Raw genomic sequence first — 15313 nt, forward strand, 5'->3', positions numbered from 1 at the left:
CAGGGTGCCTGGCCGTATTCTACCCAGTTTCGCCGCGCGCTCCACGGCTGGAATTGCCTATTTTACATTTCCTTGCCCGAAACGGCTATTTGCGCCAACAGTGCGCGCAATTGCGGCAAATGCAGGGCCACTTGCGTCCAGCGCCCGCCGTCCGCCGCCTCTTCCATTTCCGTGCACAGCATGTGCAGCTGCGTTTCATCGAGATAGGCGGCGCTACCCTTCAATCCGTGCAGCAGGCGCCCGGCGTTGTCCTGGTCCTGCGCCGCCAGGGCATTGTCGAGTTCGCGCAGGCGCCCCTCCAGGTCGGCGACAAAGGCGACGCGGATGCGCCGCTGCAGTTCGCCGCCGCGGCCGGATTGGGCGGGCGCCGCCGCGGGGATGGCCGGCGCGACGCCGAACAGGGCGTCGAGTTCCGCCTGCCCCCGCGCGCTAGCGCGCGGCGCGTTCGACGGCATGCGCGGCAACATGAAACCGCGCTGCAGCTGGCGCTCGATGGCGCGCGCCAGCAAGCCATGCAACGCCGCTTCGTCCACCGGCTTGCTGAGGAAATCATCCATGCCGACGCCCAGATAGCGGCTGCGGTCCTCTTCGCTGGCATTTGCCGTCAGGGCCACGATCATCAGTTCCTGGTCGCGCACGGGCTGGTCCGGCCAGCCGCCCACGCGGATCAGACGCGTCGCCGTGGCGCCGTCCATCTCCGGCATGCGCCCGTCCATCAGGATCAGGTCATAGCGCGTATGCACGCAGGCCGCCACCGCCAGCATGCCATTGGCGACCACGTCGACCCGGTGTCCCAGTTCCTCGAGCATGACGCGGATGATGATCTGGTTGGTAGGAAAATCTTCCGCGCACAGCACGCGCAACTGGTGGCTGTGCGGCGCCAGCGCCACCTGCGGCACCAGCGGCGGCGCCACGCCATCGGCCAGCGGCAAGGTGAAGGCAAACGTGCTGCCCTGCCCCGGCGTGCTGGCCACCTCGATCTCGCCTTCCATCAGTTCGACCAGCTGGCGGCAGATCGCCAGACCCAGCCCCGTGCCGCCATAGCGCCGCGTGGTGCTGGCATCGGCCTGCTCGAACTTCTGGAACAGGCGCGCCATCGCGTCCGCATCGATGCCGATGCCGCTGTCGCTGACGCTAAAGCGAATCAGGTTGACACGGCGTCCGCCGCTGCCGCTGGCCACGCCGGCCCGCTCGACACACACGCTGACGCCGCCGCGCTGGGTGAACTTGAAGGCATTGCCGACCAGGTTGACCAGCACCTGGCGCAAGCGGGTCGGGTCACCCACCACGAAGGGGGGCAGGTCGGGCGCGAAATCGATGGAGAAGCCGATGCTGCGCGCGGCCGCCTGCTCCTCGAACAGGGTCACGACCGTTTCGATGGCCGCGCCGAGCGCGAAGTCGATGTTCTCGATACTCAGCTTGCCCGCCTCGATCTTGGAAAAATCGAGCAAGTCATTGATGATCACCAGCAGCGACTGGGCATTGGCCTGGCCGCGCAGGATCTGCTCGCGCGTGGCGTCGTGCAGCTGCTCGTCGCGCAAGGCAAAGCCCAGCATGCCGATCACGCCGGCCAGCGGCGTGCGCATCTCGTGGCTCATATTGGCCAAAAATTCCGACTTCTGGCGCGTCGCATCCTCGGCCTTGCGCTTGGCCTGGCGCAGGCTTTCCTCGTTTTTCGTCAGGCTGCTGTTGACTTGCGCCAGCTTTTCCGACTGGGCCAGCACCTCGATTTCCTTGCTCTGCAACTCGGCCGTGCGTTCGCCGACCAGTTTTTCCAGCTCGTTCTGCTGGCGCCGCAGCGCGCGCACGCGCTGCCGGTACGCGCCATACACGGCGCCCAGCAGCAGCACCGCCATCAGCGTGCGGAACCACCAGGTCTTCCAGAACGGCGGCAAAATCGTGATGGCCAGCGTGGCGCCGCTCTCGTTCCACACGCCGTCCTTGTTGGCCGCCTTGACGCGAAACACGTAATTGCCCGCATCGAGGTTGGTGTAGGTGGCAAAGCGCCGCCCCGCATCCGTCATGACCCAGTCCTGGTCGAAGCCTTCGAGGCGGTAGGCGAACATATTGCGCTGGGGCGCGGCGAAATGCAGGGCCGCGAATTCCAGCGAAAAGACGCTTTCGCGGCTGGTCAGCACCAGCTCGCGCGTATGGTCGATGGCCTTCTTGAGCACATGCGCGAACTCGCCGCGGCCGATGGCCACCGGCTTGTTGAAGATCTGCAGTTCCGTGACGGCCACCAGCGGCGGCACGCGGTTGTCGTGGATATCCTGCGGCATGAACGCCGTCATGCCGTTGAAGCCGCCGAAATACATGGTACCGTCCGACGCGCGCAGGGCCGCACCGTCGAAGTAAGAGCCTTCCACCGTGCCATCGGCGCTGTCGTAGTTGCGAAACAGGCCGCTGCGCATGTCGAGCCGCGTGATGCCGCTGTTCGTGCTCAGCCACAGCTGTTCGTTGTCGTCGCCGAGGATGCTGGCGACGGCATCGTCGGCCATGCCATCCTTGCGCAGAAAGCGCCGGAAGCGGATCCCGCCCCTGGCGTCGGCATCCATGCGGTTCAAGCCATTGGCCGTGCCCACCCACAGCACGCCGCGCTTGTCTTCGTGCAGGAAATGCACTTCGTCGTGGCTCAGGCTTTGCGGGTCTTGCGGATCGTGGCGGAAATGCCGGAAGCGGCCGCTGGCGCGGTCCAGCAGGTCCAGGCCGTGGAAGGAGCCGATCCACAGCCGCCCCTTGCTGTCTTCCAGCACCGGCCGCACCATGTTGTCGGACAGGCTGTTCGGGTCGGCCGGATCGTGGCGGTAGGTGGTAAACCGCTTGGTAACGGGGTCGAAGCGGTGCACGCCGCCCCGCGTCGAGACCCACAGCATGCCGCTGCGGTCGCTCACGATATTGCGGATGGTATCGCTGTTCGGGTCGCCGGCGGCAAAGCGCATGGTAAAGAAGCGCCCCAGGGCCGGATCGAAGCGGTGCAAGCCCGTCGAACCGCCCACCCACAGCGTGCCGTCCGGCGCCTTGTACAGCGTGGTGACCTGTTCGTCGCGCGACATGCCGGGCGAACTGCGCAGGTCGAACAGGCGCGAGCTGCCGTCGCGCGTGTCGTACAGTTTCAGGCCGCCCTTGGTGGCCAGCCACAGCTTGCCATTGCCCGCGTCGGCCACGGCGCGCACTTTCTTGTCCGCCAGCGCGCCCACGTCGCCGGGCGCGCGCGCCATGCGCGAAAAGCCGCCGCTGCCCAGGTCGACCCGGCTCACGCCGTTGTACCAGGAGCCGACCCAGAAAGTGCCGGCGCGGTCGCGGTACAAGGATGACAGCTGGTTGTCGGCGACGCTGAACTTGTCGCCCGTCTGGTGCCGGTACTGCAGGAAGGTGTCGCTGTCGGGCAGCCAGCGGAACAAGCCGTCGGCATTGCTGCCCAGCCAGACGGTGGCGTCGACATCCTGGTACAGGCTGGCCACGCGGATGGCCGAAAAGCCATGCTTCTCGCCAAAGCGCACGCGTGCCTGCGGCGCCTGGCCGGCGGCGCCCAGGCGCCAGCGCTCGGCGCCGGCCATGGTGCCGATCCACAGGTTCTGCTGGCGGTCGACCAGCAGCGACTGGATCACGTTGTACTTCGAGCCGGGCGTCGCGTCGACGGCGAAATGCTCGAAGCGCTCGCTGCCCGGTGCCAGCATGTCCAGGCCCGTTACCGTGCCGATCCACAGGCGCTGTTGCGCATCGAGCGCCAGCGCCTTGATTTCATTGTCGCCCAGGCTGTGCGGGTTGCCTGCTTCATGGTGCCAGGTGCGGAAGGCGCCGGTGGCGGGATCGAAATGCTGCAAGCCGTCCGAAGTGGCGATCCAGAAGCCGCGCGCGCCATCGTCGAGAATGGCGTGGATATGCCGGTTGCCGTTGCCGCGCTTGCTCTTTTCGGCCGGGACGTAATGGATGAAGGTCTGGCTGGCGGCGTCGAAGCGGTCCAGGCCATTGTCCGTGCCCACCCACAACTGGCCCTGGCTATCGACATGCAGCTCGCCGACCCAGTTGTCGGTCAGGCTGGTCTTGTCGCCCTCGATATTCTTGTAGACGACCATGCGGTAGCCATCATAGCGGCTCAGGCCGGACTGGCTGCCGAACCACATATAGCCTTGCCGGTCCTGGGCGATGGCCAGCACCGATTCCTGCGCCAGGCCCTGGTCGACGCTGAGCTGGTCGAAACGCAGGGTGGGCGCAGGCGCCGCCACGGCCCATCCGCCCGCCAGCAAAATTAACAGTAAGGCAACATCGCAAACACGTCGAAATACCCGCACAATCGTCCTGTCAAAAAAAACGCGAAAACTCCGGCAGCTGTTCCGGGGGCCGTCTCAAGAACCAAAAAACGCCAGTACATCGTCCTTGCGGGCCTGCGTATCGCGCTGTCCAAGACGGATCAGCTCGTTAGTATACGTCGATTCGAACAATAAATACGATGCCAGCGCCGCGCCGCGCGCTTCGGCCGCGCCGATGCCCGACAACATGGTGCGGATGGGACGCGGCAAACTGCCGATATGCCGGCTGGCGATGGCGTCGAGCCGCTCGGACGGCGCGATCACCAGCAGCTCCACCGGCCGCAAGGCCGTCTTGCCCAGCAGCTCGGGCGGCAGCATCGACAGGGTCAGGTTGATGCGGTTCAGGCGCTCGATGTCGACGGCCAGACCATCGAGGAAGATCGACGACAGCGCGTGGCCGGCGATCTGCGCCAGGCTCGGGTAGCGCGCCGCTTCGGACGCGGCGGGCGCCGGTTCCGTCATGCGTCCCGCCCCCACCACCAGCACCTTGTTCGCGCCCAGGTGGATCGCCGGCGAGATCGGCGCCAGCTGGCGCATGGAGCCGTCACCGCAGTATTCGCGCTGGCCGCCCACGTACAAGGGCACGGCGGGGAAGATGAAGGGGATGGCGGCCGAGGCGAGCAAGTGTTCCACGCCGATCTGGTCGGGCAAGGCCAGGCGCTGCGTGCGCACCCAGGGCGCGATATCCCCGGCCGTCTGGTAAAACGTCATGTGGCGGCTGCCCGAATACGACGACGCCGTCACGGCCAGCGCATGCAGCAGGCCGTCGGCCAGCGCGGCATCGAGGCGCGGCAGGTCGAGCATGCGGTGCAGCAGGCTGACCAGCGGAGTATTGTCGAGCAGGGAATTGGGCGGCGACGCATGCCACTGGCGCAGCAGCCAGCCGAACGACAGCAAGGACAGCCAGCGCGCGCCCGAGCGGATCACGCCCAGCGAATCGGCCCGATACACTTGCTCGACCTCGATGTGCTGCCACACGTCGAGCAGCTTTTGCACGCCTTCGCCGAAGTTGTCGGCACGGCAGGCCAGCGCCGTGGCGTTGATGGCGCCGGCCGAGGTGCCGCAGATGATGTCGAACGGGTTGCGCGCCGGCGCCCAGCCCGCTTCCCACAGAATCGCCGAAATCGCCTGCAGCACGCCCACCTGGTAGGCGGCACGGGCGCCTCCTCCCGTGAGTATCAAGCCTGTTTTATTTTGCATTCCCATGCCGGCAGATTAGCAGGGTCTGGATGCTTTGTGGAAAAGATTAGTCCCCCCGAACCATGCCTTCGCGCCGCGGATCGGCCCCGCCAAACCAGAAATCCTTGCCATGCGCATTCAGGCGCATGATGCCCTGCAGGCCGGAATTCTGTTCGATCACGCGCACCTCGTGGCCCATGGCCCGCAGCGCCTCGACCTGGGCGGACGGCGCGCGGCCCTTTTCCAGTTCCGTCGGACCGTTGCGGCTGCCGAAGTTCGGCAGGCTGATCGCCTGCTGCACGTTCAAGCCCCAGTCCATGGTGCCGACCAGCACCTTGGCGACATAATTGATGATGGACGAGCCGCCGGGCGAACCCGTGGCCAGCACCAGCTTGTGCGTGCCCTTCTCGAACACGAGGGTGGGCGACATGGCGCTGCGCGGGCGCTTGCCCGCTTCGACCCGGTTGGCGATCGGGCCGTCCGCATCGCGCGAATCGAACGAGAAATCCGTCAGCTGGTTATTGAGCAAAAAACCGTCGACCATCTGGCGCGAACCGAACGCGTCTTCCACGCTGGTGGTCATCGACAGGCCGCCGCCGAAGGCGTCCACGGCCACCAGGTGCGAGGTCGACGGGCGCTGCAAGGCGTTGTCCATGCCCCACGCCACCTGCATGCCGGGCGGCGTGCCGGGCAAGGCTTTACCCATGGATTTGTCGCCGATCAGCGAGGCGCGCTGCGCCAGGTAGGTTTTGTCGAGCATCGAGGCGATGCCCTTGCCCGGCAGCGGCACGAAATCCGTGTCGGCCACGTAGCGGTTGCGGTCCGCGTAGGCCAGGCGCCCCGCTTCCGAGAACAGATGAATCGCCTGCGCATCGGGCACGCCGTCGATGGGCCGGTACGGGGCGATATCCTTGACTTCCAGGATGCCCAGCATCTGCGCGATGGCGATGCCGCCCGACGATGGCGGCGGCATGCCGCACACGGTCCAGGCCTTGTAATCGCTGCAGACGGGCTCGCGCACCTTGGCCTTGTAGCCGGCGATGTCCTGCGCCGTCAGCTTGCCCGGATTGGTCGGGTGCGACGCCACCTTGGCGGCGATATCGCGCGCGATGCGGCCATTATAAAAAGCGTCGGCGCCGCCGCGGGCGATCTCGCGCAAGGTGCGCGCCAGCTGCGGATTTTTCAGCACGTGACCGACGGGCCAGGCCTTGCCCTCGCCGTCATAGAAATAGGCGGCGGCGACGGGGTCGCGCTTCAGGGCCTGGTCCCAGTTCAGCAAGCCGTTGAGGCGCTGGCTGACGGGAAAGCCGCCGTGCGCCAGCTTGATGGCGGGGCCGAACAGGGTCGCCCACGGCAGCTTTCCATGCTCCTTGTGCGCCAGCTCCAGCATGCGCAGCACGCCCGGCGCGCCCACGGAACGCCCGCCCACCACGCCCGTGGCGCGCGAAACGGGGCTGCCGTCCGCATTCTGGAACAGGTGTTCATCGGCGCCAGCAGGCGCCGTTTCGCGCCCGTCGAAGGCCTGCACGCCCTTGGCCGTCGAATACAGCAAGAAGGCGCCGCCGCCGATGCCCGACGATTGCGGCTCGACCAGGGTCAGCACCAGCTGCGTGGCGATGGCCGCGTCGATGGCGCTGCCGCCCTGTTTCAGCATCTGGTAGCCGGCATCGGCGGCCAGCGGATTGGCGGCGGCGACCATGAATTTCTGCGCCGCCCAGCCACTTTTTTCCGCATACGCGGTGGCGATTTCCGGCGCCTTCTGCGGCACTTCGGCAAATACGGGACTGGCGGCCAACGCCCCCAGCAAGGTCAGGCTCAGCGCCAGCGGCTTCAATGCGATCATGGATTCTCCGATAAAAAAAGGGCGCACAGCCAGGCAAGGCCGTACGCCCCATACGGGGGTATCCTACATCAAATGCCCATTAGGGGACTGCCTTCGTAAGAGTGCCTGGCGATGTCCAGGGCTAGGCGCGAGGCCGAAGACAGTACGAATAGTACAAAGCATGGCAAGCCCGGGCCATGCAGCAACGCCCTGGGCATTGTCCAGGTGCTCTTACTTTGGCTGCATGCGGATGGCGCCGTCCAGGCGTATCGTTTCGCCATTGAGCATGACGTTTTCCACGATGGCTTTCACCAGTTGCGCGTATTCGCCGGGCTTGCCCAGGCGCGATGGGAACGGCACCATCTTGCCCAGCGCATCCTGCACTTCGGCCGGCATGCCGAGCAGCATGGGCGTTTCGAAAATGCCGGGCGCCACCGTCATCACGCGGATGCCGTTGCGCGACAGGTCGCGCGCCATCGGCAGGGTCAGGCCCACCACGGCCGCCTTCGACGAGGCGTAGGCCGCCTGGCCGATCTGGCCATCGTAGGCCGCCACGGACGCCGTGTTGATGATGATGCCACGCTCGCCTTCCGCCGTCGCGTCCTGTTTCGCCATGGCGTCGGCCGCCAGGCGGCACATATTGAACGTGCCGACCAGGTTGATGTTGACGACTTTCTGGAACAGGGCCAGCGGGTGCGGGCCATCCTTGCCCACGGTTTTCACGGCCGGCGCCACGCCGGCGCAGTTGACCAGGCCGCGCAAGGTACCGAGCTTGGTGGCCGCAGCCACCACGGCCAGGCCGTCCTCTTCCGACGTCACGTCGCACTGCACGAACACGCCGTTCAGTTCAGCGGCCAGCGCCTGGCCCGCCTCCGTCTGCACGTCGGCCAGCACGACCTTGCCGCCGGCCGCCGTCAGCATGCGCGCCGTGGCCGCGCCCAGTCCCGATGCGCCGCCCGTGATGATGAATACATTGTCCTGAATCTGCATAAAATCTCCTGAGTGATAAGAGCCGTGTTCCCGGCGCCTGATGGTTGCATGGTGCCATAGTTACGTTTACGTAAACGTAATGTCGGCGACAATTGTAGCCACTTTTGTGCGTACCGAGCGAAAACTTGCAGCGCCAGCGTATGGCCGGCTTAAAAACACTGGATAAAAGCGCCGTTGCGGTGGCAAATGCGCCCGTTCGCATCGAGCGTGGCGTTGCCCGCGCCGTTGTAGCGCGCGCCGGCCGCATCGCGGCATCCGCCCGTGTCGCAGGCACCGATGGGCTGCGGCGCACGCGGCATGGGCGCGGCCGGGCTGGGCGGCAGGGGTGCCATGGGCACGACCGGTGGCACAGGCTGGGCCGGCATGCGGCCGATCACCTGCGCCACGGAACGGCGCGGCTGCACGGGCGGCGCCGGACGGCATGGTTCCACGGCCAGCTTGTTGCTGTCGCGCGGGTCGAGGCGGCACACGGGCAGTTCATCGGACGCAGCAGGTTCCTGCGCCCAGGCATGGCCGCCAGCGAGCACCAGGGCGCAGGCCAGCGCCAGTAGCGTTTTTATCATCGTCTTCATGCCGCCTCCCAGGCATCGATCTCATAACTTTCATTATTGGCACACGCCGTGCCAGATGCCAGCGCAGGTAACACTCTCACGCTTGCAATGGCCATGCCCACGCTGTAACGGTGTTTTATTTCCTTTCAGCACTTTCCTTCTTGCCAGGATGGCATTACAATAAGAACGATTCTTATTCTCATTCGTAGAATGGGAGCGCAGTTTATTGCATTTTCAATCATTCATACCCGAGCCACCCGGAAGGCAGCCAGGAAAAAACACCATCCGGAAAGTTCACCATGACCCAGCGCAGTCCCGCCTTCATTCATCCTGTTACGCTCGCCCGCCCCATCCATTGCGCCACTCTGCTCCTGCCCTGCCTGCTGTCCTTGGCCGTCAGCAGCGCCTGGGCCGAAGGCAATGTGGCCGCCGATCCCACCATGAACACGGTGGTCGTCACGGCATCGGGCACGTCCATCGATATCAAGGATGCACCAGCCAGCATCAGCGTCATCACGCGCGAAGAAATTGAGCGCCAGCCCGTGTATGACTTGAATACCTTGCTGCGCCGCATCCCCGGCGTGACGGGCGGCACCAGCCCCGTGGGCGAAGAGTCGAAGATCAAGCTGCGCGGCTTGCCCGACAAATACACCTTGATCCTCGTCGACGGCAAGCGCGTGGGCAGCTCGGCCGATACGGCTTACCGCCCGGACCTGGGCCGCCAGGACTTGAACTGGATCTCGCCCGACATGATCGAGCGCATCGAAGTGGTGCGCGGCCCCATGTCCTCGCTGTACGGCTCGGACGCCATGGGCGGCGTGATCAACATCATCACGCGCAAGGTGCCGGGCAAATGGAACGGTTCGGCCACGGCCAACTACACGCAGCCGCAGGACAGCGGCCGCGGCACGGCGCACCAGCTGGGCGTGAACCTGGCTGGTCCCCTGTCGGACACGGTGGGCATGCGCCTGGGCGTGGGCCAGACGCGCCAGAATGCCGATGAAAAAGCCATCGGCAAATCGGGCGGCATCGGCGGCGAACGCAACCAGACTGTCTCGGGCCAGCTGAACTGGGCGCTGGACAAGAAGCAGAACCTGTCGCTGGACGCCAGCTACGGCAGGCAGGAAGCCACCGATTCGACCACGCTCGACGCGGACGGCTACCCGCTGTTCGGCGCCTGGGGCGCGAGCAAGCTGATACGCAAGAGCGCCAGCATCGGCTATGAAGGCCGCTGGGACTTCGGCAAGGCCATGGTCAACCTGTACCACAACGATTTCGACAACGAGGTCGCCGGCACGATCGCGAAATCCAAGGACAGCACGCTCGATGCCAGCCTGGAAAAACGCGTCGGCTGGGGCGGCATCGAGCAGATGCTGGTGATGGGCGGCCAGTGGAAGCACCAGGAACTGACGAACACGGACACCATCGGCACCGTGCCCACCGACTACCTGGGCAACCCCGTGAGCGGCGCCACCCTGTCCGGCACCACCTCGGCCCTGTTTGCGGAAGATCAATTGTTCCTGCGCGAAAACCTGACGGCCACGGCCGGCCTGCGTCTCGATCACCACAGCAAGTTCGGCAACCATTACAGCCCGCGCCTGTACCTCGTGTACCACCCGGCCCCCGCCTGGACCATCAAGGGCGGCGTGTCGCAAGGCTTCCGCGCCCCGAGCCTGAAGGAAAACTCGCCGGCGGCGGCCACGCAGTCGGGCGGACGCGGTTGCGGCAGCCTCAAACCGCTGGGCTATATCACGGGCGGCTGCTACATGGCCGGCAATGCGGACTTGAAGCCGGAAACGAGCACGGCCGGCGAGATCGGCGTGGCGTGGGAACAGAATGGCTGGGACGTGGGCCTGACGTACTTCCACACGGATTTCAAGAACAAGATCGACTACGCGCCGCTGGGTTTTTACCAGAAGCAGTGGTGGACCAAAATGACGAATATCCAGAAAGCGCGCACCAGCGGCCTGGAAGCGACGGCCACCATCCCGCTGACGAAAAACCTGAACTGGCGTAACAACGTGACCTACATGGCGGAAGCGAAAAACCTGACCACGGGCGCCAACCTGCTGTCGACGCCGAAGCTGTCGTGGTATTCGGCGCTGGGCTGGCAAGTCAACGACCAGCTGTTCGGCGAAGTGTCAGCCCAGTACACGGGCAAGGAACTCGACGCGGGCAAGCTGGCCGACAAGGCCTACACCATCGTCGACACGGTCGTATCGTACAAGGTCACGCCCCAGTGGACCGTGCGCGGCGGCGTGCAAAACCTGTTCAAGAAGGGCCCGATGGCCGATGGCCTGGTCGACTACTACGTGCCGGGACGGCGCATGTTCGTCGGCCTGACCTCACGGTTCTAATAACGGGGCGGCGGCGTATCGGGCGGCGGCGTGGCCGCATTGGCCGGCACGCTGCTCAGCATCTGTCCGGCGACGGGCACCTTGTGGCCGCTCGCATACATGCATTGCTGGTAGGCATTATCGTAGCGGCGCTGCATGCCGTACGCGGAAGTGTCGGCCGCGCCCGTGCCAGCCAGCGCGCCGAACAGCAAACCCGTGCCCGCGCCCACGCCGGCGCCATGGCCGCCATCGATGGTGGCGCCGGCCGCCGCCCCCAGCACCGTGCCCAGCGCCGCGCTGCGCACGCCACTGTCGATGCCGGCCTGCTGCGCCGAGCTGCCGCCCAGCTGGCCTTTCGCATAGCCGCGGCACTGCAGATCGTCGCTGCGGAACTGTTCGAAACTCTTGCCCGTGCCAGGCAAGACCATGGCCGACGGCTCTTCCGGCATCACCGTGCAGGCGGCCAGCAGCAGCGGCGCCAGCAGGCCGGCACGCCCCATTAACGCTCTCGTATTCATGTTGACCTCCCCGTCAGCGCACGCTGGCAGGCAGCACGGCACGCCATGCCGTACTGCAATTTTTCACGTAGGGATAATAGCCCTGCGGGCGCGCGCAGTAGTACCACATCTGCGCCGTCGGCTCGCCGCCCTGCTCGATGTACACGGGTGCCGGCTGCACGATCACTGTGCGCCCATACGGATAGCCATACCACGGGTCGCCATACCAGCCAGGCCTATACCCATACCACCAGGGCGAGCCCACCCAGACGCCCACGTGCGAATGACCATGGAAGTGGCCGTGATGGCCGTGGAAACCGCCGTGCCGGCCCGGCTCCGCCTGGGCCAACCCGGCAACACCGGCCAATATCAGCAGCGCCAGCAGCGCGCCGCCCTTTCTGTTGATGCTGTCCATGACATCCTCCTGCCTTCCCTGTCAGACTGTAACGCTCACTGCTTCACCCATTATTGGCAAGGAGCCGGCACAAGCAAAGCTGCCGTAACAATTGCTCACTTTTGATACGCCGAGGATATGGAAGGCAGGAAAGTTTCAGCAGCGCAAAACGCAAACAGCCCCGCGGCGCGCGCCACGGGGCTGCAGGGGTTCGGGCAGCTTATTGCGCCGGCAAGCTTTGCACGGGTGTCGCTGGCGCCAGGATGGGCGGCACGGGCGCGTGGACAGGTGCCGGCGCCTTGACGGCCAGCCAGCCCGTGGCCGGCAGCAGCGGCACCAGCAGCAGGGCCACGATATTGATGATCTTGATCAAGGGATTCACGGCCGGTCCCGCCGTGTCCTTGTACGGGTCGCCCACCGTGTCGCCCGTGACGGCCGCCTTGTGCGCGTCGGAACCCTTGCCGCCGAAGTGGCCATCCTCGATGTATTTCTTCGCATTGTCCCAGGCGCCGCCGCCCGTGGTCATGGAAATGGCCACGAACAGGCCCGTGACGATGGTGCCCATCAGCAGGCCGCCGAGCGCCGCCGGCCCCAGCAGCATGCCCACGACGATGGGCACCACCACCGGCAGCAGCGATGGCACGATCATTTCGCGGATGGCCGACGCCGTCAGCATGTCGACGGCCTTGTCGTATTCGGGCCGCGCCGTGCCTTCCATGATGCCCTTGATGTCGCGGAACTGCCGGCGCACCTCGACCACCACGGCGCCGGCCGCGCGGCCCACGGCTTCCATCGCCATGGCGCCGAACAGGTACGGTATCAGGCCGCCGATGAACAGGCCGACGATGACCATCGGATTCGACAAGTCAAAAGTGATGTGCTGGCCCACGGATTCGAGCGCATGCGTATAGTCGGCAAACAGCACCAGCGCGGCCAGGCCGGCCGAGCCGATGGCGTAGCCCTTGGTGACGGCCTTGGTGGTGTTGCCGACGGCGTCGAGCGGATCGGTGATGGCGCGCACGGAGTCGGGCAAGCCCGACATTTCCGCGATGCCGCCCGCGTTATCGGTGATGGGGCCATACGCGTCGAGGGCGACGATGATGCCCGCCATCGACAGCATCGAGGTGGCCGCAATGGCGATGCCGTACAGGCCGGCCAATTGATACGAGACGAGGATGGCGATGCAGACGGCCAGCACCGGATACGCGCTGGACTTCATCGACACGCCCAGGCCGGCGATGATATTCGTGCCGTGGCCCGTCGTCGACGCTTCGGCGATGTGGCGCACGGGCTTGAAGTCCGTGCCCGTGTAGTACTCGGTGATGTACACCATCAGGCCCGTGAGCACGATGCCGACGACGGTGGCGCCCAGCATCTTGTAGCGCATGGCGTCGTCGGGCCACAGCAGCCACGTCACCACGGCAAAGCCGACCAGCGACAGGCCGGCGGCCCACCACAGTCCCGTGTACAGGGCGGACATGATTTTCTTGCCCGGAGCCGTTTTGACCATCGAGCAGCCGACGATGGAGGCGAGGATGGACACGGCGCCCAGCAGCAGCGGATAGATGATGGCATTGCTGCTCGCTTCGGCCATCAGCAGCGCGCCCAGCAGCATGGTGGCGATCAGGGTCACGACATAGGTTTCGAACAAGTCGGCCGCCATGCCGGCGCAGTCGCCCACGTTGTCGCCCACGTTGTCCGCGATCACGGCCGGGTTGCGCGGGTCGTCCTCGGGAATGCCCGCTTCCACCTTGCCGACCAGGTCCGCGCCCACGTCGGCGCCCTTGGTGAAGATGCCGCCGCCGAGGCGCGCGAAGATGGAAATGAGCGAAGCGCCGAAGGCCAGGCCGATCAGGGGCTTGATCAGGTCATGCTGCGTCAGGCCAGGTGCGCCCGTCGTCACCAGCAGCCAGTAGAACAGGGTCACGCCCAGCAAGCCCAGACCGACCACCAGCATGCCGGTGATCGCGCCGCCCTTGAAGGCCACGTTCAACGCCTGGTTGATGCCCAGGGTGGCCGCCTGCGCCGTGCGCACATTGGCCCGCACCGACACATTCATGCCGATGAAGCCGCAGGCGCCCGACAGCACGGCGCCGATCAGAAAGCCCAGCGCCGTATGCAGGCCGAGCAAGACATAGATGGCGATCAGCAGCACCACGCCCACAAACGCGATAGTGCGGTACTGGCGCGCCAGATAAGCGGCCGCGCCCTGCTGGATGGCCAGCGCGATTTCCTGCATGCGCGCGTTGCCCGGATCCTGGCGCAGGATCCAGCTACGCGACACCAAACCATAGATGACTGCGACCACGCCGCAGGCTACCGCAAACCACAAACTGGCTGCCATATCGTCCCCTTCTGTTTTTATCCGACGTCATTGCCAACAGCTGCAGACCGCACCGGGTAGGCACGCGCAGCCAGGAAAACACGACCTGCAAAAAACTTCAACTACGAAAACGTAAGGCATACAGCCATGCTTGCAGTCTGCCTGAAAAGCGGGCACAAAAAAAGCGGACACTGAGGTCCGCTTTTCAAAAACTGCTTATTCCGCCAGAGCGGCAAAGGCGCTGTCGCGGATTTGCTCGACCGGACCGACGCCGGCGATGCGGCGGTATTTCGGCGCGCCCGGCAGGCCGGACTTGGCCCAATCGTTGTAGTAACCGAGCAAGACCTTGGTCTGGTTGTGGTACACGTCCAGACGTTTCTTGACGGTTTCCGCCTTGTCGTCGTCGCGCTGGATCAGCGGTTCGCCCGTGATGTCATCGATGCCGTCGACCTTGGGCGGATTGAATTTGACGTGGTAGACGCGGCCCGAACCCGGGTGGCTGCGGCGGCCGTCCATGCGCTCGATGATCGATGCGTCGGGCACGTCGATTTCCAGCACGTAGTCGACATGGATGCCGGCGTCCTTCATGGCGTCCGCTTGCGCGATGGTGCGCGGGAAGCCGTCGAACAGGTAGCCATTGGCGCAATCGGCTTCCTGCAGGCGGTTCTTGACCAGGCCGATCATGATGTCGTCCGACACGAGGCCGCCCGCATCCATGACTTTTTTCGCTGCCAGGCCCAGTTCCGTGCCTTCCTTGATCGCCGCGCGCAGCATGTCGCCCGTGGAGATTTGTGGAATGTTGTATTTTTCTTTGATGAAGTTAGCTTGGGTGCCCTTGCCGGCACCGGGTGCTCCTAAAAGTATCAGACGCATTGAAAAGTTCCTAAAAAACAGATTTTGGATGGTGGTAT

10 protein-coding genes are annotated in these 15313 nt (G+C 65.3%); 1 reads left to right on the forward strand and 9 read right to left on the reverse strand.

The annotated features are described in order from the left end of the window. Positions 1-62: 62 nt before the first annotated feature. The 5 genes from CBW66_RS09030 to CBW66_RS09050 form a co-directional block, all read right to left on the reverse strand. Positions 63-4226: a two-component regulator propeller domain-containing protein gene (locus CBW66_RS09030; protein ID WP_230492004.1), complete on the reverse strand. Its 4164-nt coding sequence runs from the start codon at positions 4224-4226 to the stop codon at positions 63-65. 120 nt (positions 4227-4346) lie between these two features. Next, on the reverse strand, positions 4347-5516 hold the full coding sequence (locus CBW66_RS09035) for a patatin-like phospholipase family protein (protein WP_070224601.1): 1170 nt from the start codon (positions 5514-5516) through the stop codon (positions 4347-4349). 40 nt (positions 5517-5556) lie between these two features. Continuing rightward, on the reverse strand, positions 5557-7332 hold the full coding sequence (gene ggt / locus CBW66_RS09040) for a gamma-glutamyltransferase (RefSeq protein ID WP_086138820.1): 1776 nt from the start codon (positions 7330-7332) through the stop codon (positions 5557-5559). Positions 7333-7542: 210 nt separating this feature from the next. After that, a complete protein-coding gene (locus tag CBW66_RS09045) occupies positions 7543-8301 on the reverse strand; it encodes a 3-hydroxyacyl-CoA dehydrogenase (protein WP_070224603.1) in 759 nt (252 codons plus the stop codon). Between the two features lie 149 nt (positions 8302-8450). After that, positions 8451-8873: a hypothetical protein gene (locus CBW66_RS09050; protein ID WP_086138821.1), complete on the reverse strand. Its 423-nt coding sequence runs from the start codon at positions 8871-8873 to the stop codon at positions 8451-8453. Positions 8874-9151: 278 nt separating this feature from the next. Between CBW66_RS09050 and CBW66_RS09055 the strand changes: the two genes are divergently transcribed. Beyond that, positions 9152-11209: a TonB-dependent receptor gene (locus CBW66_RS09055; RefSeq protein WP_086138822.1), complete on the forward strand. Its 2058-nt coding sequence runs from the start codon at positions 9152-9154 to the stop codon at positions 11207-11209. Here CBW66_RS09055 and CBW66_RS09060 read toward each other — a convergent pair. From CBW66_RS09060 to adk, 4 genes are all read right to left on the reverse strand, one after another. After that, complete coding sequence (locus CBW66_RS09060; protein WP_170932950.1) at positions 11206-11706, reverse strand: glycine zipper family protein; 501 nt, start codon at positions 11704-11706, stop codon at positions 11206-11208. The two genes, CBW66_RS09055 and CBW66_RS09060, sit on opposite strands and share 4 nt — an antisense overlap. A gap of 13 nt (positions 11707-11719) precedes the next feature. Further along, positions 11720-12100 carry a hypothetical protein gene (locus tag CBW66_RS09065; protein WP_086138824.1) on the reverse strand — a complete coding sequence of 127 codons (381 nt, stop codon included), beginning with the start codon at positions 12098-12100 and terminating at the stop codon, positions 11720-11722. Positions 12101-12299: 199 nt separating this feature from the next. Then, the gene (locus tag CBW66_RS09070) at positions 12300-14423 is read right to left on the reverse strand and encodes a sodium-translocating pyrophosphatase (protein WP_086138825.1); all 2124 of its coding nucleotides are present in this window, start codon (positions 14421-14423) and stop codon (positions 12300-12302) included. A 195-nt stretch (positions 14424-14618) separates the two neighbouring features. After that, complete coding sequence (gene adk, locus CBW66_RS09075) at positions 14619-15275, reverse strand: adenylate kinase (protein ID WP_086138826.1); 657 nt, start codon at positions 15273-15275, stop codon at positions 14619-14621. Between the last annotated feature and the right edge of the window lie 38 nt (positions 15276-15313).

It is taken from the genome of Janthinobacterium sp. GW456P (assembly GCF_002127655.1).
Classification (GTDB): Bacteria; Pseudomonadota; Gammaproteobacteria; order Burkholderiales; family Burkholderiaceae_D; genus Janthinobacterium.

Excerpts from the sequence above, each read along its gene's own strand:
- CBW66_RS09050 (WP_086138821.1), bottom strand. The coding sequence starts at position 8,873 with ATGAAGACGATGATAAAAACGCTACTGGCGCTGGCCTGCGCCCTGGTG.
- CBW66_RS09045 (WP_070224603.1), bottom strand. The coding sequence starts at position 8,301 with ATGCAGATTCAGGACAATGTATTCATCATCACGGGCGGCGCATCGGGA.
- CBW66_RS09060 (WP_170932950.1), bottom strand. The coding sequence starts at position 11,706 with ATGAATACGAGAGCGTTAATGGGGCGTGCCGGCCTGCTGGCGCCGCTG.
- ggt (WP_086138820.1), bottom strand. The coding sequence starts at position 7,332 with ATGATCGCATTGAAGCCGCTGGCGCTGAGCCTGACCTTGCTGGGGGCG.
- adk (WP_086138826.1), bottom strand. The coding sequence starts at position 15,275 with ATGCGTCTGATACTTTTAGGAGCACCCGGTGCCGGCAAGGGCACCCAA.
- CBW66_RS09055 (WP_086138822.1), top strand. The coding sequence starts at position 9,152 with ATGACCCAGCGCAGTCCCGCCTTCATTCATCCTGTTACGCTCGCCCGC.
- CBW66_RS09065 (WP_086138824.1), bottom strand. The coding sequence starts at position 12,100 with ATGGACAGCATCAACAGAAAGGGCGGCGCGCTGCTGGCGCTGCTGATA.
- CBW66_RS09070 (WP_086138825.1), bottom strand. The coding sequence starts at position 14,423 with ATGGCAGCCAGTTTGTGGTTTGCGGTAGCCTGCGGCGTGGTCGCAGTC.
- CBW66_RS09035 (WP_070224601.1), bottom strand. The coding sequence starts at position 5,516 with ATGGGAATGCAAAATAAAACAGGCTTGATACTCACGGGAGGAGGCGCC.